Genomic DNA, 22,174 nt, shown 5'->3' on the forward strand with positions numbered 1-22,174 from the left:
TCGTCGTCGCGCAAGCTTACCCGCGAAAACCGCCACTCCTTTGGGCTCGGCTGTGAACACGGGCGGGCCCCAACGCGCGGTTAGAAAGCTTCGGGTTGTGGTCATGAAAGTGTTTTTGCCTGGTCGTCTCCCCGCTGGCTTACGCGCAGTGTTTGCGCCGCTTCACTTAGTCGTGCCTCCTGCGTTCATCTGCGCGCTCACTTTCCCAAACGCCCTGGGTAATTTTATTTTCTTCTGAAGATTATAAGTTGTATTTTTGGCTGCGCCCGTGGTTTTTGCGGGGCGACGTTCTTTGTTTTTATCGTGCATGAATGAATGCGGATTTTGACATTAGTTAGGAAATGAGAATGTACGTAACTATTTGATCTTAGGCTATTTAGGTGCGCAGAACTTAAAGACCACCTCACTAACGTCAGAAGTGTAGTGACGGATCAAAAACGTTATTTGGAGGACGGAGGAAGCTTTTTGGAGTACGCCAATGTTCGGACGTTTAAGAACTACTATCCGTTTGGGATGGAGCAGCCCGGCGACGAGATTGACCCGATGTTGATTCCGGTGGACTTGCCGGATGGTTGGGGTATTTATGAGATGACTGGATGGATGGGAAGCATTGGTCTGGAGACCGAACTTAAGGTCAGCCTGGACTACGAACCAGACTCCGCCAAATGGGTGTTTGGAAAGGATTACGCTTCTACACCTTTGAAGACTTACGAGGTGAGCTTTGATGTTGCCCTGGATAGTTTGAGTTCGAGCGACAACGAACTGAAAGTAACGATCAAAGATGCCGCGACTGACCAAATCATTAAAGAAGAAGTTTACAAAACCGCTGGAAACTTCAAGCTTCGTTACCTTGCCACGGGTGATACTACCAAAATTTTATTTCACCTGAATGATCCGACGCCGAATATCGGAAGTTCGTTGGAGGTTACCGGAATTGCTCTGAATAAGACTGATTTTGGGGACTATAGGTATGGATTTAACGGAAAGGAAAACGACCAGGAGTGGGGGAAACTGATTCAAGATTATGGTTTCCGTTTGTATAACCCGGCGATTGGAAAGTTTTTGAGTGTGGATCCTTTGGCGTCTGAATTCCCTTGGAATAGTACGTATGCTTTTGCAGAGAATAAGCCAATCCACGGAATAGATTTGGAAGGAGCAGAGTTTTACATAAAAATTTACTCACAGCATTGGGGTAATTTATATCAAGAAGCTCTTAATACAAAAGATACTGAAATTATCAAGAGTACCTTGGCTAGGATATTATCTCTTAGGGGTGTCAAAATACCCGATGGAGGTATTTCCTGGATGAAAAGAGATCTAATACGCACAAAGGGGAAAGAGAAATTTCTAGATATACAGGAAGAGTTTGATAAGTGGAAGACTGGTAACATTGCTAGTATAAGTGTAACCGAGTTAGCCAAGTCTCGCTATCAAAATACCACTGTTGTAAAGTATCTTAAAAGAAGTAGCCATAATGGTGGGAATATTTGGGATGTTGGATATGATGAGACTTTAACTTCTAAAAGGTTAACTCCTGATGCTATACCAACCGAACTACTAAGCCAGTTGGCTGTAAAACCTAGGGGATATGAATCAGTTGGAGAGTTTTTCTGGGATGTGGTTGATTTAGGTGGAAATAGTTTGCTATTTGTTTTGAATACTACAGCTACAGTTGCAAGTGTTGGTTTAACAGGAGTTTGGACTGGTACTGCAGCGTTAGTTACTGGTGATGCAGCACAATCCACTGCATACATTATGGTTGGTAAAATGCTAGGTCAATATAGAGACGGTGATCATAATAGTTTTATTAGGTCAGCTTTTGAACATGGTGCAAAAGGTTTGGGTAAGAGCGAAAAAACTGGTTACTATACATATCAAGGCTTTAGTTTTGTTTTGGGAGCCAGTAGAGGAGTTGATGGTGGTCTTAAAGTAATGAGAGGGTTAAAAGCAGGAAAAGGTCTTAAAGATGTGGCGAAACCTTTAGCAGGGGCTAGTACCGTTACAGTATTAAAGGCTAAACAAGGTTACAAGGTTATAAAGGAGCTCATTGAAGGTAGCAAGAAATAATAAGTAATATGAAAGGTTTTAAGATTAGTAACTGGAGATTCTTTTGGATACCTATCCTACTTCTTATCATTGGGGTTTTTTTATTTATTCTATTTGGAATATTTACAATCGATACTGCTTTTTATGTTAGTGTATTTTTTCTCTTAATAATTTATGTTTTTAGCACTGCTGGTTATCTTACAATAATTATTGGTAGGAATGCTATCAAACTATTAAATCCACTAGTATTTTGGAAGTATGATATAACGATTTCATATAAAAAAATCCAAGAGGTCGAAATAACGGAATCATCATTAGTAAATAATTTGAAGGTGACATTGGTTTTACATAATGGAAGGTTTAAAGTTTTTGAGATGTCTCCAAAGTTTAGAGCTGATTTTGAAGAGATAATAAAACTTAATAAGGTAAAGTTAAGCGCCAATTATATATCTTGACTTGTAGTGATTTAAGTACTTTTAAGCCTTTTGAAATAAACTAGAAAAGTTAAATAACACACCAAAACCAAAGCCTGATTCATTCATTTGAATCAGGCTTTTTTATTTCTTATGAACTGAAAAAGAGGAGGTTATGAGTTGTAGAAGTTGATTTTTGTGTGTATTTTTGTAGCCTTGATGTACTTTGGATGGTCATCAATAAAAAAGTAAACAAAACAAACCCTGTACTAATTTTTAGTATAGATTTTTTTTAATTACTAAAAAGCGTTTCGCCATATATTTGCCCATTAGTTGTATTTACAGACAAAATTACTCTCGTGGAAAGGGTATCAGGTGCAGTTCATTTTGTATAGAATGTTATAAAGTTACACTTGACAAAACAAATGCTTGCTATATAACGTGAGATAGTGTACCAACTTTAATTGAAAAAGAGAGTAAATTTATTGTTCTGAAAAAATGAAATATACTGAGTAAATGTTTGGTATTAGACCTTTTTTTAGGTGAAAACAGTATATTTAGTGTGATAAATCTACTCTCTATAAGTATTTGTTGTAGTGCATTTGTATCAGGTATTATTGCTTTTTAGATATATAATATCTATGTTTGAAATACGAAATATTGAGGTAGCACTTCAATTAACCTAAGGTTATGCTACAATAAATACGCTGTTTTGTTTAACAAAAGCTGATTTAAAATGAGATTACTTACTGCTACTGCATTGTTGATATTGTCGTGGTTTACTTTTAGTTCTTACGACGATAAACAAGCAATGAAAAAAACAAAGGCTAGTAATAATACAAAGGAAAAACAACCAATAATTCAAGGAAGTATGACAGAAGCTAACATTGAAAGCTCGTTTTACAACTTCAAAATAAAAGCCCTAGATGGTAAAACATCCATAGACTTCTCTAAATATAAAGGCAAAAAAATACTTATTGTAAATGTTGCATCCGAATGCGGCTTCACTCCACAATACAAACCCTTACAAGAACTTCACGAAAAACACGGCGACAAACTGGTAGTTTTGGGCTTTCCCGCAAACAATTTTGGTGCACAGGAACCCGGTAGTAATGAGCAGATTGCTAAATTTTGCCAAAAAAACTATGGAGTTTCTTTTCAAATGTTTACCAAAATATCTGTAAAAGGCAGCGATCAACACCCATTGTATCAGTGGTTGCAAAAAGAGTCGGGTAAAACACCCAATTGGAACTTTTGCAAATACCTGGTAGATGAAAAAGGGAAAGTGATAAAGTTTTACCCATCATCGGTTGATCCTATGGGCAAAGAGTTGTTGGGAGCAATTGAAGCCAAATAACCCGATTGATAACAAAAAACAGCATAAAATACGACAATGCCAACAGATTGCTTTTTGAAGCCATCTGATTGGCATTTTTACTTTATATACAAAATGATAAAGCACTGGATTTCAGCATTTCGCCTGCGCACCTTGCCTTTGGCGCTGGCAAGCATAGGTATGGGGAGTTTTTTGGCAGGAGCCTATCAGCTTTTTAGCCTTAAAATATTTTTGCTGGCAGCATTTACTACCATTTTTTTGCAAATACTCTCTAACCTTGCCAACGACTACGGAGATAGTATTCATGGAGCAGACAGTGTTGACCGTGAAGGCCCCAAAAGAGCCGTACAATCGGGCAAAATATCGCGACAAGCAATGTTTAGGGCAATGGTTGTGTTGGGTATTTTATCTCTTGTATGTGGGGTATGGTTGTTATACGTTGCCATCAATTCTATGCAAACCTTTTTATTTTTTTTGGGTTTAGGAGTCTTGTCTATCATTGCTGCGGTAACCTATACCGCAGGCAAAAAGCCTTATGGTTATGCGGGTTTAGGCGATATCTCAGTCATTATATTTTTTGGTTGGGTGGCAGTGTTAGGCACGTTTTATTTACACGCCCAACAGTTTCAATGGCAACTTTTGTTGCCTGCCACCAGTTGTGGTCTTTTTGCTACTGCCGTGTTAAACGTAAACAACATCAGAGACATTGAATCGGATAAAAAAGCCGGTAAAAAATCTATTCCAGTGCGTATTGGCAGGCAAAAAGCCGTGGTTTATCATTGGGGTTTGCTTATTACTGGAGTAGGGTGCTCGCTGGCGTATGTGTTGATGTACTACCAAAGTGCTTACCAGCTTATATTTCTTATCATATTGCCCCTTTTGTTTATCAACGCCAAGGCCGTATATCAAAAAAAAGAAGCTGCCCAATTAGACCCATATCTCAAACAAATGGCACTCACTACCCTTATTTTTGTACTTACCTTTGGCATAGGCCAATTGCTCTAAAAACTATGATTTTTTTAGCAATAATCCATAATAAAACACCACGAATCAGTCAACTCAATTAATTCATTATGAGTAGGTTAGCCCTGATTTTGGCTAATAACTCAGGGCTTGTTATTACTTACCTGATAAAAATCATACATACGTATTCATATTTTTAATACCTTTACCAATAAAAATTATTTGTAAATCAAAATTACATTACCAAAATAAGTAAAGCTCATGAAGAAAATACTTGTGCCAACCGATTTCTCCGAGCAGGCAAAAAACGCTTTATTAGTAGCTAACCAAATAGCGCATAAGTCTGGTTGTGAAATTATTTTAATGACTGTAATTGACCCTCCAAAGTCTTTCCAACCCACCATTGGTCAGAACGATGACGAAAACATAGAGCAAAAATATGTACAATACCTTATTGAGAATGCCGAAGGTAGAATGCGTAAATTGGTAAGTGATATTGAATTTGCAAATACTGACCGTCGTACCAAAGTAGTATTGGGCAACATTTACAAATGCATTAGCGAAACTGTAGTAAAAGAACAGATTGACCTGGTAGTGATGGGAACTCAGGGAGCTAGTGGTTTAGATGAGATATTGATTGGTTCAAACACTGAAAAAATTGTACGTACCGCTACTTGTCCAGTGCTTACTGTGCGTAGCCACTCTGATAGGTTTCAGGGCAACAACATTGTGTTTGCTACTAGTCTTAAGGAAGAACAACTTCTTTCTATTAACAAGTTGCAGGCATTTCAAAAAGTATTTGACGCCCATATTCACTTGTTGTACGTGATTACTCCTTCGGTATTTGCTACTACCCGCGAGATTGAGGCATTGAAAAACAACTTTGTAGAAAAAGCCCAACTTAAAAATTATACTTTCCACACCTATTCTGAAGCCAACGAAGAGTCGGGCATCTTACACTTTGCCGAAGACTTTGGAGCAGATATGATAGCGGTTGCTACTCATCAGCGGAAGGGGTGGAGACACTTTTTCTCTGGTAGTATTGCCGAAAATATTGTAAACCACGCCAAACAACCTGTATTGGCTTTTAGTATCAAATAGATAAATCAGTAACGAGTAGCTTTTGCATAAACTATAAGCACGATTAAGTTACTCATAATAAGTGAATTGCAATTATTTGTTGCCACTAAAAGTTTAAAACTAAAAAAGCCACCCTTTGAGGATGGCTTTTTTAGTTTTATGTAGTAATGTTTGAGTATTTTATTCAAATATACGGGCAGGGCGGTTGTCTTCTTCCTTGTTCTGACGATTGCTCTTATCTATAAAATAAATGATAAGTCCCAACGCCACCGTAGCCAGTGCTATGAGCGATCCCTGGGTTCTTTGGGTTAATAAGTAGTACATGGTCCAACCAGTGGCCATCAAAAATATAAAAGGAGTAACAGGATACCCCCAGGTGCTATAAGTAGGAGCTACAATGCCTTGTTTTTCTATGAGTTCTGTTTCTAATACACGCTGGTCTTCATTACTTAAGTTGTTGTCTTGAAGCAACGCTTTGATCTGACTAATTCTGGCGCGTATTTTACCACGGCGCGAACGCATAACAAATATGCCCAATACAGTAGAAAAAGTGAAAATATCGAGCGTAAAGGCGATATAAAATAATACTGTATTAAACGAAGCGGTAAGAATAAGAATGAGCGAAATGGTAGACTGCAATGAAATGGCCAATACAGGAATGCCTTTTTTGTTTCTTATGGCTAGTTTTTTTAGCAATGGCAAATCTTCGCCCATTACCTGAGTTACTCTAGGTCCGGCAAATATCATGGCGCTGATAGAAGAAATAAGTAATAAGGCAATCATCAAACCCATTGTTTTGCCTATGGCAGTACCAAATATTTTATCTGCCGACAAATAACCTACTTCTAGTGGTGTATTGAAATCAGCCATTTGTTTGGCAGCCAGTTCGCCTACTGGCACAGTGTATAAGAAGATATAGTTAAGCAATATATAAGCTACTGTTACTGCAAGGGTACCCAAAAGCAACGAACGAGGAACGTTTCGTTTGGGGTTTACAATTTCGTTAGACAAATAAGCCGAGGCGTTCCATCCAGAGTAAGAAAACGATACAAAGGCAAGGTTAATGGCAAAGGCAGAACCAAAAATCATTGTCCAGTCGCCTTCTTTAGGGATAATACTAATTTTTTCGGGGGAGGGGGTGATGAAAAAACCACCAAAAATAAATCCTACAATCAAAATTACTTTGACTACAGTAGACACCCGTTGAAACAAACTCCCGGTTTTGACATCGTAAGAGTGGACTGCTGTAATGAGTAAGAGCACCCCAATGGCCACTACAGTACCATTGACCCCTGGAAGCACGCTTTCTACGTATTTGCCCAGTGCCATACAGGCAAGTGCTACTGGAGCCGAAAATCCTACTGTAGCCGATACCCAACCAGATAAAAAACCAAAGGAGGGGTGATATATTTTAGATAAGTAGTTGTATTCGCCACCAGAGCGGGGAAACATAGCGGCAAGTTCGCCATAGCTTAAGGCTCCACACAAGGCTACAATACCGCCTACCAACCACAGCATTAATATAGGAAAGTAAGGCGCAAACTCAGCACCTTTTGCGGTGGCAAATTTAAATCCGGCTGCTTGAAAACCAATACTGGTAAAAACTCCGGCACCTACCATATTGGCCACTACAATGGCCATGGCAGTATAAAAACTTACTGATCTTATCTGATTTTTCGACATAAGATGCTTCTGAAAAGTAGTTTCGATAAATTACAAAAAAAAGTAAGCGAAAAACTCGCTTACTTAAGTATTAGAATAAAAAATAGTTTCGCGTCGTGAATTTCTAAAAACTTTGTGTAAAACCTATGATAAAGACTGATTTTTTATAGAGGCAAGTTTTAAAATCTTTTCGTACTCTTCTGGAGTCAAGTCATTGAAGAAGAAATATACCGGATCTATTTGCTTGTTGTTTTTCAATACTTCATAATGAACGTGTGGCGCGGTAGAAAAACCTGTGCTGCCCACATAACCTATGCATTGTCCACGTTTTACCTTTTCGCCAGGTCTTACCTTAAAGCTGGCCATATGCGCGTAGCGGGTTACGTAGTTATAACCGTGGTCTATGTCTACCGTGTTGCCATAACCACCCATATATTCCGAGCGTTTTACTACGCCATCGGCAGTAGCATAAATAGGAGTGTTATAAGGGGCAGCAAAGTCGATACCAGGGTGAAAGTGTGCCACCTTATACAAAGGGTGCATACGGGTACCAAAACCTGAAGTAAGACGGGTAAGTTGTTTGTTGGAGATGGGTTGAATCGCTGGCAGGTGCGATAACATTTTAGATTTGTCTTTGACCATTTTTATGATTTCGTCATAAGACTTGGTTTGTACATACATCTTTCTTTTGAGTTGATTTACCCGTTTGAAAGTGTTGGAAATGAGGGATTTTTTGTCTTTGGCAAGCCCCGATTTTAAGATCTTTTCGTAACTCTTGTCATTTTTTACCCCCGCCATTCTCACCGAATTAGGAATAGGGTTGGCTTCAAAAATAAGGCGGTATACGTTGTTGTCTCTGGTTTGCAACGATGTAAGCGTTTTGTCTACTTGCTCGAGGCGGTTATTGAGGATGGCGTAAAACTCTTTGAGTTTCTCGTTTTCACTTTGTAGTACCTTTTCCTGGTCGCTTTTGTAGTATTGCCCATAAATGGCAGTAAAGCCAATGGCAATTAATACAGAAAAAGTAAGGAAACCCAAAAGGTTTAAAATAATGTCGGTAGTTTTTACCTTTACCCGCTCATACTTGCAGGTATCAGTATCATAATAGTATTTTACTCTAGCCATTCTATTTCTAAATTTGTCTGTTTAAGAAGCTTTGAGAGCCATTACCTTAAAATGCAAAGTTTTTTCTGTTTATAAAAAGATGTTAGTCTAAATTTGTTTTTAACTTTGCATCTTACAATTTGCAATTGAATCAAAACTTGCAAAAAACAATCCATTTTGACAAAGATTATATTGTCAAACCCTGCAAATATATCAATTGTGTAGGAATATAAATAATATTAAAATATTAAATTCAAGTTATACTTCGGATGGACTCCAAAACCATAAGACAAAAGTTTCTGGATTTTTTCAGAGAAAAGCAGCATCAAATTGTTGATTCGGCTCCTTTAGTAGTAAAAAACGACCCAACTCTGATGTTTACCAATGCTGGTATGAACCAGTTCAAAGACTTCTTTTTAGGCACCAAAACTGCCGAAAACCGACGTGTGGCCGACACCCAGAAATGTTTGAGGGTATCGGGCAAACATAATGACCTGGAAGAGGTAGGACACGACACCTACCACCACACTATGTTCGAAATGTTGGGCAACTGGTCGTTTGGCGACTACTTTAAGAAAGAAGCCATTGCCTGGGCGTGGGAGCTGCTAACCGAAGTATTTGAATTGCCCAAAGATCGTTTGTATGTAACAGTGTTTGAAGGCGACAAAGGAGACAGCCTGGAGCCCGATCAGGAGGCTTTTGATATTTGGAAAAAATATATCAACGAAGACCGCATCATTTACGCCTCCAAGGAAGATAACTTCTGGGAGATGGGCGAAACTGGTCCTTGTGGTCCTTGCTCTGAGATTCACATAGACTTGCGCGACGCCAACGAGATAGCTAAAACACCAGGCAAAGGGCTGGTAAACCAAGACGACCCGCAAGTAGTTGAAATCTGGAACCTGGTATTTATTCAGTTCAACCGCATGGCAAATAAGTCGCTGCAAAACTTGCCCGATAAACACGTAGATACAGGAATGGGCTTTGAACGCTTGGCAATGGCTATTCAGGGTAAAAAATCAAACTACGACACTGACGTGTTTCAGCCAATGATTCAGTATTTGGCTAAAGTGGCAGGCACCCAATACGGCAAAGAAGAAAAGATTGATATTGCACTAAGGGTAATAGCTGACCACATTCGCGCCATTTCTTTTGCCATTACCGATGGGCAGTTGCCCGGCAACAATGGGGCAGGGTATGTGATCCGCCGTATTTTGCGCCGAGCAGTACGTTATGGCTACTCTTACTTAGGCTTCAATGAGCCATTCTTACATACTCTAGTGCCTATGCTAAGCGAGCAATTCGCCGAGGTTTTCCCAGAGCTGAAGCAGCAACAAGCGCATGTAAGTAATATTATTATACAAGAAGAAAAAAGTTTTTTGCGTACCCTTGCCAATGGTTTGAAACTATTGGATGAAGTAGTAGCGAAGACCAAAGAAAAGCAGCAAAAAGAAATTGCCGGAATCGATGTGTTCACTTTGTCTGATCGTTATGGCTTTCCGTCTGATTTGACCAACCTGGTAGCAAGCGAAAATGGTTTGGGTATAGACGAAGCTGGCTTTAAAGAAGAATTAAAGAAACAAAAATTACGTTCTCAGCAAGATGCCCAAAAGTCTACTGGAGACTGGATTGTGCTCAACAGCGGCGAGTCGGAGTTTATCGGCTATGACGAAACTTCCAGCTTTACTAAAGTATTGCGTTACCGCGAAATAGAAGTAAAGAAGAAAAAACAATACGAAATTGTATTGGAAACCACGCCATTTTATGCCGAAAGTGGAGGACAAGTAGGAGATACTGGTTCGCTTGAGTTTAGGGCAGAAGCAGGTACGGTAACTGTACCTGTGATTGATACCAAGAAAGAAAACGACTTGATTATCCATTACAGTCCTAAGAATGATTTTACCAAAATAGCTGACTTGGCTCAGGTAGAGGTGTTTGCTCAAGTAAAAGAACAACGCCGTCGCCTGACCGAAAACAACCACAGTGCGACTCACTTGGTACACTCGGCGTTGCGTCAGGTATTGGGGCAACACGTAGAGCAACGTGGGTCGTTGGTAAACGACGTTATTTTACGCTTTGACTTTTCGCACAACGCTAAAATGACCGATGAGGAAATAGCAGAAGTAGAGCGCATTGTCAATGAGAAAATTCGTGAAAATATTGCCCTGGACGAAAGACGTGCTGTACCTTATAAAGAGGCCATCGAGAGTTTAGGAGCTACAGGTTTGTTTGGCGAAAAATACGGCGATACGGTAAGGGTCATTACTTTTGACGAAAACTACTCGCGTGAATTATGCGGTGGTTGTCACGTGCCAAGTACCGGGGTGATTGGTTTCTTTAAGATTATTACTGAGGCTTCAGTGGCTTCAGGGGTGCGACGCATAGAGGCAGTAACTGCTACCAAGGCAGAAGAATATGTGCAAAACCAGGTGGCTTTGGTAAATCAGGTAAAAGACTTGTTGAAAAACCCTAAAGATTTGCCTAAAGCAATAGAAAGCCTTATCAAAGAAAAAACAGACTTGAGCAAACAAATAGAGGTATTGGAAAACCAACAAGTACAGGCGCTCAAGCAAGGCTTGCTCGATACTGTGAAACAAACCAACGGCATCAACTTTATTGCCCAAAAGGTGAGTTTACCTTCTGCTGATGCCTTGAAAAACCTGGCGTTTGACGTACGTAAAAACCAGGATAACTTATTTATGGTGCTGGCTTCCGATATTAAGGGCAAACCCCAAATCGCCGTAATGATTTCTGACAACCTGGTAGAAGAAAAGTCGCTTAATGCGGGCAAAATCGTCAAAGAACTTGCTCGTGAGATCAAAGGCGGTGGTGGTGGACAAGCTTTCTTTGCAACTGCTGGAGGCAAAGATGCGACCGGACTCGATAAAGTAGTGGAACGTGCCGAAGAGTTTGTGGCGTAGTTTCTCAAATTTAGAAGTAACCAATAGAGGGGTTTAAGAGGTCAAGCTATTCAAGTAATTTTTTTCTTGAGTAAACAGACCTCCTAAAGCCCTTTTTTTATAAGCATTTGAGCAACATTATTGGGGCATAACTTCGTTTTAACTGGAAACCGACAACCTACCTTTTAGATTAGTTTATTTTCAAACCCTCGTTATTCAACTTTTATTTTAGTAATGGTTGAAAAATAAAATATTCATTTGGAGATAGAAATTTGCTACCAAGACGAGGCATTTAGCCTTTGGTAAAGCTCAGCACAGCGAAGCCGTAGCTATCGGTTTTTGCGTTCGTAGCAGTGCTACGGACAATAAAAACTCACAGTTCCGGCGAACTGCCGGGGTAACGAAGCATTGGTGGTAAAGATCATTTCCTAAATAGAGAAGTTATTTTTTGTCCGTTACTTAGTACATTGTAAAATAAGTAAGTTGTCATTTAGTTCGAGTTTATTTTGTTTGCTGGCGATCTTTACAAATAGAGCATAGCCAAAGCTACGCGATTTTTGTAAAGAGAAGTCAGAGGGCAAAAGAAGCCGAAAAAAGCATAAGATATTTATTTTACAGTGTACTTAGTATTATTAATTGACTGAAAAATCATTACAGGAATCCAAAACTGTCTGTATATTTGAGGTCAACGATTGATAAAGAACACTTAATATGGGAAACACCATTACAAATCAACCAAAAGTATTGATCATAGAGGATGACGCAATCAATGCCTTTGTTCTACAAAAATTTATTGAAAAAAAATATACAGCAGTGCTGGCAAAAAACGGACATGAAGCATTGAGTTTGGTAAAGGACGCCTTATTTGACGTGATTTTGATGGATATTAACCTGGGCGACGAAAACCTGGATGGGGTACACCTGCTCCAAAAAATCAGGGCAATTACCGGCTATGCCAATGCCAACATATTTGCAGTCACTAGTTTTGCCATGCGTGGCGATAAGGAATCATTTTTGGCGGCAGGTTTTAACCGTTATTTTTCTAAACCCATTGAGCATTCTGTCATAATGAAAGCTATAGATGAAGCCGTAAGCAGCGAGACATAAGGTTTGATGCTGTTTTGTCCTGTGTAGCCCATTTATACGAGCTTTTTACTCCACTTTTGTAAGTAGGTTTCCGTTTTTTGGAAATAGCGTGGATGCAAACTGTAAATAATGATTTCAAACGTATAACACACCTCATTCTCCTTGCTTAGCTTAATGTATGGTTTTTTAGTCACCGAAGCCCAGGGGGTGTTCAAAATAAGTTCCCGTAATTTATCAATACTTTCGGTAGGGGTATACCTCTTGGGTAGGTCAAGCTGAAAAGAGTGATTTTTAATTGCCTCGCTCGATTTGGGTTGCACCCTGGTTACCCCCGAAACTGTATGATAGGGTATACTGATAATTTCTCCACGAAAATTTTCTAGTTTTACACCAAAATACCCCAACTCTTTTACTCTACCCTCCAGGGCTTGTACCTTGATGCGTTCGCCTATAGTAAAAGCTCCTTCGAGCTTAAGTACTACTCCGGCTATAAAGTCACGAATGGCAAACCACGACAAAGCCACAATAATGACCAGCATAATACCCAGTATAATGAGGGTGTACACCAATTTGTTGTTAAACATGCCTTGCACGCCCCATATTACCCAGCTAAACCACACAATGCCCTCTACTACAGGCAATAAACGCTCAAATTTTAGTTGTCGGTTTTTTTGCTCTGGTACCCAATAATTGACCAATTGCTTGATAAAACGAAATAACAGAAATATACCTATCCCCAGCAATATAAACCAGATCACTGAGTAATACGAAATGTTAAAATTTATATCTTTCATTTATTAGTTTTAAGTTGGTACTTGACAAGAGCAAGCCCTTAAATACTGATGTGCACCCGCTCCGTGGTTGATTAGTACTCTTACTTTTAGATGTTGGTTACTCCCCAACTCAAATCACCCCCATCTTTGTCAATTCCTGAAGCAAGTGGTGCTCCAGGTAAGGGTTAATCTTAAGTACATTGTTGTTTGTTTCTTTCACAATTCCGGCACGCTTAAGCACCTTTACTCTATTGTATACCACTCGTTCGTCTTCCATCGTTATTCTTAGCAAACGATCCAGGGTAAGGTGTTTATGCAAGATAAACTGTACAATCCATACCAACCAATCTTCAGGCAATTGCCCCAATATCTCTGTGTTTGGTTTTGAGGGTTCTCTAATGACCAATACCTCACCATCCACCTTTTCGATGTGCGAAATCCACACCTGTAGCGCAATGCCCACATTGCCTTGCGAATAATCAAAATACTTGCTCATCAAACGGGCATACTTCCACTCTGTCATATCTTTCTCAGCGGTGCCTTTCCATTCAAACGTAATAGGGCTGGAGCGGTGACGAAACAATATGATGTCTTTGAGTGCCTCGGCATTAAACGGAGCACAGTTGATGGTAGTCAAGAAATAATTCTCAATTTTCTTTACCATATTAATAAAGCGGAGCGAGTACTGGTTGATATTTAAAATAAAAAAGCACTGCTCACTGTAGGTATCCAGCAAGTCGAGCAACATCTCTAATACCTGCCAGCCATTGGGGCTACGTTCCCACCAAAGCTCCAAATCGTTGAAAACCAGTACTGTATTGAACGAAAGCTCGGCAAATATCTCAGGGTATTCTCCTTCAATGCCTACCCCATTTTCAAAAGCACGTTTAAAATCAGTTACATCGATAGAGCCATACGCTGGTGGGGCAATATAATGAACAAAGCGTTTGGAAAAGTACTGTTCGGCAATGTGTTGCGATAAAAACGTGCGCCCAGAGTTATAGTCACCTGTGATCATGAGTGCTCCTCCAAACCCATCTTTAAATCGATTAATGGCCTTTTGAGCTTGTTCCAGTTCAGATTTTCTACCCACCCAAAAATCATCACCAAACGTGTTTTTATGGGTAAACAACTGGTGATAATACACAGGCAAGGCTTCAATTACTTCAGGTTTGGGTGAAATGGCTTCTACCAAATTCAATACACCCTCTACCTTTGAGTCTTCTTTTTTATTGATCGATTGGAGTTGTTGGGCTGCCAATATGCCCTCACTGCGGCGATACCACAAGCGGGTAATACTGTTTTTGATGCGTGATTGTACCCTCAACAAACTTACCCCACCTACCCGCGACAATCGGGTTTTGTTTTCCCTGCTGCGAATGTACTGTTCGGCGTTATCGGCCGACCTGCTAATAACATAAGGGCTAAGTTTTACTACGGTATTGCGAAACATATCTGCCATGCTACTAGATACCTGCTGCTGGATATTTTCAATTTCTTTGCGTTCCTTGTCGATTTGCTGCTTTTCTTCGGCAAGCAAAGTTTTGACCTGTACTTTTATTTCTTTTTGCTTGACATCGGTCGCATTTTGTAGTTGATTGATATGAAAAGACAGCATGCGTTTTACCTCATTTGCCATATTACTGGCACGTTGAAACTTACGCGGCAAATCGTTGGTATAATCTACCAAAGGCTCAATCAGGTTGAACTGAACAAAATAGTCCAGCAAACGATTGACAGACACTGACATAGACTCCAGCTCCTCCAGTTCTTCAGTTTCCAGGCTACTCAACGACTCCTCGTGAATCATATCAATGGTTTCGGAGTAGCTCGCCATCAAATCTTTTAGTTTGCTCAAAAACTTATCTACCGATTGTTTGAAATACCCCTCCATATTTACCGCATATTGGGTACGCACAATCCAGGTTTTGTATTGTGCCTCATCGTTGATATCAAAGTTGTCAATAAAACGCTCCAATACGTTCAGTGGTTTATTGATATTCTTTCCTATCAGGCGATTGAGGTCATTTTCCAACCCACTGAGCAAGCCTGCCAGTTGTTTTCTAAACGAAAGCAAACGTGCCTCTATCAAAGTGGTCTTGGTTACCAAAGCCTGGTTGTGTTTCCACAAATCGGGCAACTCTTCTATACTTGCCCTTAGTTTGCGGGCTTTTTTAAACTCTTTTCGTCCTTTGCGTAATAACTGATTAGTTTCCAGGGCGTCAAAGTTTTGACTGATTTCTTGTATTTCGCGATGAGTTTCATACAGCAAAATATGGTTGTATTTGTATACCTTTTCACGTTGCCCATTGGTAATTTCAAGAATAAAATTTTTGAGCTGGTCATATTCTTCATCTATCTTTTCGGTCAACTTGGTAGCGTGTGCTTCTATATCAGTTGCCTCTGGTTGGTCACGTTCAGCCCTGAGCAAGTTCAACTCTTTTTCTATCAGGTCAAAACTGTGGGCGGTTTTGCGCAGTAACTCCTGAATGCGGGTATTGTAGGCTATATTAGACCGGTCAAAGTCGCGGTACAACTCCGAAAAGGTCTTTTGCCCCATTGTTTGTACATAAAACTGGAGCACCTTGTGGTGTTTAAACTTATAACTTAAGGGTTTTTTAGAAAATCTGTATTTCAGCCTGTTTTGCCAATTGAGGTTGCGTATTTTTTCCTTATTGGCCTCATTTTTTTCAAAATACGCTTGGTCGTACTTAATCGTAATAGTCGCTGGGTTTTGACCAATCACTTGGGTAATTTGTTTGTATAACCACTCAGACCCTTCTACCAGGTTGTCATACTTCTCAGCAAGTTGATTGTCAATAAAGTTATTAATCAGTTCTCCGCTTTGCTGCATAAAGTGCAAGTGAATACCTAATACTTGTTGGTCTTCGTTAGCATCACCTATTTTATCTACTTGTGCCTTTAGTTGATCAAAGCTCTGTTTGATCAGTTTGCGTAAAGCTTGAGTAAGTTTTTTGTCGATGGCATAGTTAGGGTTAATATATTGGTGGCTATAGTCCAGCAACACATTACGCAAATCTTTGTGCAGTTGAGTGATAATGTCCGCCAGTTCTTCTTTTTGGGGCAATACCAACTCTGGAATCCGGTATTCGGCAATGTCAGCTTCTTGCTTGGGTAGTGCATCACTTTCGTTGGTAAGCTCAAGCAAGTTATTAGAAGCAGTCTCAAAATAAGACGACGACTTGGCCATTACCACTGTTTTATCAATTTGGCTAATGAGTTGATTGGTATTTTCATAAAACTCAAAATCCAGTTTAGATTTGATTTCAGGCAAACCCAGTATTACCAAGTCAGTATTTGTCGATTCAGCATTGATTATTTCCTGATAAGGGCGCTGTTGTACCTCATTGCTAATCACCTTTACCTCAGCTTCAATCCGCATCTCTTCCAACATCAGGGTAATGTTCTTATAAATACGGTTTTGGTTCAGGTTATCTTCGCTCACTATCAGGCAGCGTATTTTGGCCTTGCGCCAATCGTCTGACGACTGGATAAACTTGAGCAAGGTCAAGGTAAGGTTTACATTAAAACTCTTGCCTCTCCACCAAATGTCTATAGCCTCTTGTTTGCCAAATCCATGTGCCTGGTTGTACTGCATCAACAATATATTGTAATCGAGCTTGACCAGGTTATGCACAAACGAGATAAACTTGGTAGGGTCTTTGGCTTGCCTGCCCCAACCCATGAGTATGGTGTTGGGGTCAAGCCCCGAAAACCCATAAGTTTTGGCAATGTTTTCCATTCCATCATATAAGTCGATACAATCGAGCTTACGGGTAAAAAATCCCATAGACGACCCGGTAACCAACGCTCCATTGTCTTGTACAAACTGCTGCGGCTTAGAAAACACTACCTCCGACGATTTGCGTTCAACCAGGTGAAAGTCAGACAAAAAACCCAAGCGTCCTACCAGCGTTTTGCCGAACTGTACCAAATGGGGGCGTGCTTCTTCGCCTCCACTAAACATCACAATGTTAGGTCGCCAGTTGCGTTGTTTGGTTTCTTTGCTTACTATAGTATAAAGTCCCCTGCGTACTACCGACGCCCACACGCCCTCCCAGACATCGCCAAAGCCCAGTGATATTTGCTTGCGTATCAGGTAAAGAAAAATAGCCCCAATGATCACAAAAGCTACTACCATAGAGGTAAGGTCCAGGGCAATCATTACAAACAATGTAAAACCAAACCCTGTGAGACTCACAAACTTGGGTATTTTAAATGTGGGGCGAAAATCGGGACTTGCCCAGCTCTCTAAGAAACATGACAAGTTGATAAAACCATAAGCCGCTAGATAAAACATAGATACTACCTGGGCAATGGCATTCAGTTCTCCAATAAGCACTCCGGCTTCGGCAATTACAAAAGTAAGAAGCAAAGCATTGCGTGGTTCATTATTTTTGCCCACTCCTTTGCCAAAGAGCTTTGGGGTGATCTTGTCTACCGACATGGCCTGCAAAATGCGGGGTGCCCCCAAAATGCCGCCCAACGCTGATGATAAAGTAGCTCCCCAAATACCTGCCAATACAAAGGCAGGAGAAATAAAAGCAATTTCTTTGAGAATGTTGCTATTGTTACGCAAAATGTGGGGGTCTATAGTATAGGCAAGAAAAATAGACAGCACAATGTATACTACCAGTCCTACTACAATAGATGCCATTGTACCCACTGGAATAGTGCGTTTAGGGTTTTTGAGGTCGCCCGACATAGCTACCCCTGCAGTAAACCCGGTAACCGCTGGAAAAAACACGCCAAATATCACCCCTAACGATGCGTCTGGGCTAGGTGCCAGAGTAGGCGTTTTGGGAGCAAACTCCCGGCTTCCCATAAAAATGGCCACCAGCGACAACGCAATGGCTGCCATAATAAAAAACTGGGTTTTAAGGGCAAATGAGGTGCTTATAAAAGCAATGGTAGTAACAAATATAACGGTGGCAGTGCCCGCCAAACGGAGGTCGTTGACTGTAACAGCCCGCGAATTCGCTAAAATGACCCCTTGGATGGTAGAAAATTGTTGTTCAGCCACTTGCTCTTTAAGGGCGAGCTTTAGAGCATTGATAAAGGCTTCTTTGTTATGGAATACCACCTGAAGCGCATCACTGTTTTTGAGTGGTACCAAAATATCATCTATGCTGCCCACTTGTAAGGTTTTAAGCATAGGAGCCGTAATGCTCTGTTTGATGGCAATGAGTGCATTTTCGTTGATTTGGTGCCCTGATGCCATCCCGATAAAATCGAGAAAACTTTCAGAAAAACCAATGGCATACAAGGCTATGCTCAAGGCAGTACCCACAAACAGGGTAATGCCAATGGCACCTCCAATGGGTAAGCCCAGGCTCCGGGAAAGAATGTAGTACAACCCGCCCGCCTGTACCTTTTTATCGGTAGAAATAGACGATACGCTCAACCCGGTAGATACTGAAATAACGTGGGCAATTAATACAATAATAATGGTCCAAAATAAGCCGGCTTGCCCAACAACCCATCCCAAACGCAGGTACATGATTACCCCCAGAATAGTAAGTACTGAGGGGGTAAACACTCCTGTAAATGCCCCAAATTTTTTAGATTTTGCCATATATCAACTAACTGACTTACACTGCTTCAGGCAGTGAGCAACAAATGCGAAACAAGAAAACGTCTAATTTGTTAGACAGTTTAAAACTTGTTGCAAATAAAATAAATTGCAATATAAAAAAGAATTCAACTTTAGCATCTTATTTAATCAATTGCTTCTTTGAACAGAAGCCTTGCACATTCAATAATTTCTTGTATTTTTACGTATTATTTATAATCAGTCTAAATAATGAAAGTTGACTTTATGCAAACTCAAACAGATATACAAACCCCGTTCAATATAGACGAAATCAACCGCCTGATGCGCGAACGCCGTTCGGTTTTCCCCAAACAGTTTTCGGGCAAGGCAATTCCCCGCGAAATCATAGAACAAATACTGGAAAATGCCAACTGGGCGCCTAACCACGGCAAAACCGAGCCTTGGCGGTTTGTGGTGTTTACAGGTGAAGGCTTGAAAGAATTGGCACGCTTTCAGTCTGAGCTATACAAACGGATTACCCCAGCCGACCAGTTTGATCAAAAAAAGTTTGACAAACTTGCCAACAAACCCTTGATGGCATCGCATGTAATAGCCATAGGTATGAGTCGTCAGGTATCAGAAAAAATACCCGAAATAGAAGAGATAGAAGCCGTAGCCTGTGCTGTGCAAAATATTTACTTGACTGCCACTGCCTATGGGGTAGGGGGCTATTGGGGCAGTGGTGGGGTTACCTATCGCGAAGAAGCTAAAGACTTTTTTGGGCTCGACCCACAAGACAAATTGTTGGGCTTCTTTTATTTGGGTTACCCCGAAAAAACTCCCAAAGCAGGCACCCGTGGCGACATAAAAGACAAAGTGGTATGGGTAGAAGAGTAGAAGCTTGCCCATAAACAATAAAAACCCTCCTCTGTGCTTGTATACAGAGGAGGGTTTTTGTTGAATTGATTATTTTCTTTCCCAAGGCTTATAGAAATCTAAAGCTGTGCTTCCAGTTCATCTATTTTCATTACCAGTTCTTCCCAAGCATCATTGGCGGCAGCCAATTCCTCTTGTACTTTGGCAAATTCCTGTTGGGTTTTTTCTAGTTTTTCAGGATCGTTATAAATAGTGTTGTCAGCAAGCTTGAGCTCTATCTCCTCTTGCTTTTTTTCTGATTTAGTGACCTTTGCTTCAGCTTTTTCGAGCGCCATTTTGGTTTCTCGTATTTCACGCTTAATTGCCTTTATTTCGGGCGAGTCTTGTGGCTTTGGCTTTTTTTCCTTCTTTTTCTTCTCTTGAGGAGCCGCTGCTTGCGCCATTTTTTTTGCCAGTTGTTTTTGGTACCAATCGTTGTACTCGGCAAAAGTGCCCAGATATTCTTTAATTTCTTCGTCTTCGATGTACCAAATCTTATTGGCCACCTGCGAAATAAAGTGACGGTCGTGCGATACTACTACAAAAGTACCTTCGTATTGATCGAGTGCCTGCATCAATATATTGACCGATTGAATGTCTAGGTGGTTGGTAGGCTCATCGAGTAGCAGAAAGTTGGCTTCAGAGATCAGCACCTTGGCTAGAGCCACCCTTGACTTTTCTCCTCCCGAAAGAATTTTAATTTTCTTAAATACGTCGTCATCCTTAAACAAAAAGCAACCCAATACGCTTCGTAGTTCCGTTTCTGTTTTTGCCGAGCCCGCTTGTTTGAGTTCCTCTAGTATTTCGTTTTCTACTACCAACGACTCGAGCTGGTGCTGGGCAAAAAACGAGAACAACACATTGTGCCCTAGTTTGCGTTCGCCCTTTATTTGTTCGGTACCTGCAATAATGCGCAACAGAGTAGACTTACCCTTTCCGTTGGCACCCACCAATGCTATTTTATCGCCTCGTTCTATGCGTGCTGTGGTGTTTTTCAAGATAGTAAGGTCGCCGTAAGCCTTGCCTATATTGTCGAGCTCCATTACCTGACGCCCCGACTTTTGCCCAAAGTTAAACTTAAAATTTACCTTGGCAGTTTCGTCAATTACCTCATCAATCAAGTCCATTTTTTCCAGTGCCTTTACTCTTGATTGTACCTGGCGTGCTTTGGTAGATTTAGATCGAAAACGCTCAATAAAACGTTCAGTTTGACGTATTTTGTCTTGTTGGTTTTCGTAGGCAGATTGTTGTATTTCCTGACGGAGCTCGCGTTCTTTCAGATAAAAAGAATAATTGCCCGCATAAATATTTAGCTTTGCCTGTGACACCTCTACCGTGGTTTTTACAGCATTGTCCAAAAACTGGCGGTCGTGCGATACTACTATAATGGCGCCTTCGTAGCTATGAATGTAGTTTTCTATCCACTGAATAGACGGTAAATCTAAGTGATTGGTAGGTTCATCGAGCATCAGCAAGGCGGGCTTTTGCAATAGCAATTTGGCAAGCATTACCCGCATACGCCATCCTCCCGAAAATTCCTGCAAAGGGCGTTGCAAATCAGCAGTTTTGAAGCCCAAACCTTCAAGAATTTCTTCGGCTTTTGCTTGCATAGAGTAGCCTCCCAACATCTCGAAACGTTCTTGTAATTTGGCAAGTTTGTCTACCAACGAGTCGGTATAATTTACCTCCATCTCGTGCAAGGTTTTATCAATTTGCTCCTGGAGTTGATTTTGTTCTTCAAAAGCCTGCATGGCCACCTCCAGAATACTCTCGTTGGTAAGGTAAGAAAGCAAGTCTTGGTTAAGAAAGCCAATCGTACAATCTTTTGCCTTAGAAATGGTGCCCTCGTCGGGAGCATATTCACCTGAAATAAGTCTTAACAGGGTAGATTTTCCAGTACCATTGGCTCCAATGAGTCCTATCCGGTCTTTGGGTTTGATATGAAGGTTGGCATCTTTGTACAACGGTCGGCTACCGAAATAAAACGACATGTTACTAATGGCGAGCATAAGTAAAATATATTCAGGTTATCAATTAAGTTCAAACCACAAAGCTACGAACAAAGTACAGGGATTTGCAATTTAATGGGAAAGTTATTAGACTTTGGAGGAGGTGAGGGTTGGATATTGCAGTTTTGGCAGGTGTTTAGAATAAATATTAAGCGCAAAGTTTTCCCGCAAGCCTTGTTGTTTTCAAAGCAAGCTCAGTCAGCAAAAGGAGAGGGCGACCACGAGGGAGCCGCCCAATGAACCCTTTAACTACGATTTTATACCTCGCTAAAAATCAACGTAATAGAAAAATAGTAGCTACCCATAGAACAGGCTGTACCTAACACCTAGAAC

14 protein-coding genes are annotated in these 22,174 nt (G+C 40.6%); 8 read left to right on the top strand and 6 right to left on the bottom strand.

Annotated features, from left to right (window positions below; translation table 11 throughout):
- Positions 1-162 precede the first annotated feature (162 nt).
- Positions 163-309, bottom strand: a complete 147-nt coding sequence (locus M23134_RS41565; protein ID WP_002704837.1) for a hypothetical protein — start codon at positions 307-309, stop codon at positions 163-165.
- A 114-nt stretch (positions 310-423) separates the two neighbouring features.
- Between M23134_RS41565 and M23134_RS34245 the strand changes: the two genes are divergently transcribed.
- The 4 genes from M23134_RS34245 to M23134_RS34265 all read left to right on the top strand — a co-directional run bounded on the left by M23134_RS34245 (position 424) and on the right by M23134_RS34265 (position 5,859).
- Complete coding sequence (locus M23134_RS34245; protein WP_002704840.1) at positions 424-2,067, top strand: RHS repeat-associated core domain-containing protein; 1,644 nt, start codon at positions 424-426, stop codon at positions 2,065-2,067.
- A 1,128-nt stretch (positions 2,068-3,195) separates the two neighbouring features.
- Positions 3,196-3,816, top strand: coding sequence for a glutathione peroxidase (locus M23134_RS34255; protein ID WP_002704844.1), 621 nt, complete (start codon positions 3,196-3,198; stop codon positions 3,814-3,816).
- A 93-nt stretch (positions 3,817-3,909) separates the two neighbouring features.
- A complete protein-coding gene (locus M23134_RS34260; RefSeq protein WP_002704846.1) occupies positions 3,910-4,800 on the top strand; it encodes a 1,4-dihydroxy-2-naphthoate polyprenyltransferase in 891 nt (296 codons plus the stop codon).
- A 219-nt stretch (positions 4,801-5,019) separates the two neighbouring features.
- Positions 5,020-5,859, top strand: coding sequence for a universal stress protein (locus tag M23134_RS34265; RefSeq protein WP_002704848.1), 840 nt, complete (start codon positions 5,020-5,022; stop codon positions 5,857-5,859).
- Positions 5,860-6,018: 159 nt separating this feature from the next.
- Here the strand turns inward: M23134_RS34265 and M23134_RS34270 are convergent, their stop codons facing one another.
- Both M23134_RS34270 and M23134_RS34275 read right to left on the bottom strand, forming a co-directional pair.
- The gene (locus M23134_RS34270) at positions 6,019-7,521 is read right to left on the bottom strand and encodes an APC family permease (protein ID WP_002704850.1); all 1,503 of its coding nucleotides are present in this window, start codon (positions 7,519-7,521) and stop codon (positions 6,019-6,021) included.
- Positions 7,522-7,644: 123 nt separating this feature from the next.
- A complete protein-coding gene (locus tag M23134_RS34275; protein ID WP_002704852.1) occupies positions 7,645-8,625 on the bottom strand; it encodes a M23 family metallopeptidase in 981 nt (326 codons plus the stop codon).
- A 248-nt stretch (positions 8,626-8,873) separates the two neighbouring features.
- Between M23134_RS34275 and alaS the strand changes: the two genes are divergently transcribed.
- Positions 8,874-11,525, top strand: coding sequence for an alanine--tRNA ligase (gene alaS, locus M23134_RS34280; RefSeq protein WP_002704854.1), 2,652 nt, complete (start codon positions 8,874-8,876; stop codon positions 11,523-11,525).
- Positions 11,526-12,215: 690 nt separating this feature from the next.
- On the top strand, positions 12,216-12,611 hold the full coding sequence (locus M23134_RS34285; protein WP_002704856.1) for a response regulator: 396 nt from the start codon (positions 12,216-12,218) through the stop codon (positions 12,609-12,611).
- 32 nt (positions 12,612-12,643) lie between these two features.
- Here the strand turns inward: M23134_RS34285 and M23134_RS34290 are convergent, their stop codons facing one another.
- Together M23134_RS34290 and M23134_RS39400 are read right to left on the bottom strand one after the other, a co-directional pair.
- Positions 12,644-13,384 (bottom strand): mechanosensitive ion channel family protein, encoded by a 741-nt coding sequence (locus M23134_RS34290; RefSeq protein WP_045114911.1) that lies wholly within the window; start codon positions 13,382-13,384, stop codon positions 12,644-12,646.
- Between the two features lie 109 nt (positions 13,385-13,493).
- Positions 13,494-18,959, bottom strand: a complete 5,466-nt coding sequence (locus tag M23134_RS39400) for an amino acid permease (protein WP_002704860.1) — start codon at positions 18,957-18,959, stop codon at positions 13,494-13,496.
- 228 nt (positions 18,960-19,187) lie between these two features.
- Here M23134_RS39400 and M23134_RS34300 point away from each other — a divergent pair, with 228 nt between their 5' ends.
- Complete coding sequence (locus tag M23134_RS34300; protein WP_002704863.1) at positions 19,188-19,814, top strand: nitroreductase family protein; 627 nt, start codon at positions 19,188-19,190, stop codon at positions 19,812-19,814.
- A 98-nt stretch (positions 19,815-19,912) separates the two neighbouring features.
- Here the strand turns inward: M23134_RS34300 and M23134_RS34305 are convergent, their stop codons facing one another.
- Positions 19,913-21,841 carry an ABC-F family ATP-binding cassette domain-containing protein gene (locus tag M23134_RS34305; protein ID WP_002704864.1) on the bottom strand — a complete coding sequence of 643 codons (1,929 nt, stop codon included), beginning with the start codon at positions 21,839-21,841 and terminating at the stop codon, positions 19,913-19,915.
- 75 nt (positions 21,842-21,916) lie between these two features.
- Here M23134_RS34305 and M23134_RS41570 point away from each other — a divergent pair, with 75 nt between their 5' ends.
- A complete protein-coding gene (locus M23134_RS41570) occupies positions 21,917-22,081 on the top strand; it encodes a hypothetical protein (RefSeq protein ID WP_002704866.1) in 165 nt (54 codons plus the stop codon).
- The last annotated feature ends 93 nt before the right edge of the window (positions 22,082-22,174 follow it).

This window comes from Microscilla marina ATCC 23134 (assembly GCF_000169175.1).
In the GTDB taxonomy this organism is placed as follows: Bacteria; Bacteroidota; Bacteroidia; order Cytophagales; family Microscillaceae; genus Microscilla; species Microscilla marina.

Bases quoted from the DNA above. Each gene is read 5' to 3' on its own strand.
- M23134_RS34255 (WP_002704844.1), top strand. From the start codon at position 3,196: ATGAGATTACTTACTGCTACTGCATTGTTGATATTGTCGTGGTTTACT.
- M23134_RS34260 (WP_002704846.1), top strand. From the start codon at position 3,910: ATGATAAAGCACTGGATTTCAGCATTTCGCCTGCGCACCTTGCCTTTG.
- M23134_RS34300 (WP_002704863.1), top strand. From the start codon at position 19,188: ATGAAAGTTGACTTTATGCAAACTCAAACAGATATACAAACCCCGTTC.
- M23134_RS34270 (WP_002704850.1), bottom strand. From the start codon at position 7,521: ATGTCGAAAAATCAGATAAGATCAGTAAGTTTTTATACTGCCATGGCC.
- M23134_RS41570 (WP_002704866.1), top strand. From the start codon at position 21,917: ATGGGAAAGTTATTAGACTTTGGAGGAGGTGAGGGTTGGATATTGCAG.
- M23134_RS34275 (WP_002704852.1), bottom strand. From the start codon at position 8,625: ATGGCTAGAGTAAAATACTATTATGATACTGATACCTGCAAGTATGAG.
- M23134_RS41565 (WP_002704837.1), bottom strand. From the start codon at position 309: ATGCACGATAAAAACAAAGAACGTCGCCCCGCAAAAACCACGGGCGCA.
- M23134_RS34285 (WP_002704856.1), top strand. From the start codon at position 12,216: ATGGGAAACACCATTACAAATCAACCAAAAGTATTGATCATAGAGGAT.
- M23134_RS34305 (WP_002704864.1), bottom strand. From the start codon at position 21,841: ATGCTCGCCATTAGTAACATGTCGTTTTATTTCGGTAGCCGACCGTTG.
- alaS (WP_002704854.1), top strand. From the start codon at position 8,874: ATGGACTCCAAAACCATAAGACAAAAGTTTCTGGATTTTTTCAGAGAA.
- M23134_RS39400 (WP_002704860.1), bottom strand. From the start codon at position 18,959: ATGGCAAAATCTAAAAAATTTGGGGCATTTACAGGAGTGTTTACCCCC.
- M23134_RS34290 (WP_045114911.1), bottom strand. From the start codon at position 13,384: ATGAAAGATATAAATTTTAACATTTCGTATTACTCAGTGATCTGGTTT.
- M23134_RS34265 (WP_002704848.1), top strand. From the start codon at position 5,020: ATGAAGAAAATACTTGTGCCAACCGATTTCTCCGAGCAGGCAAAAAAC.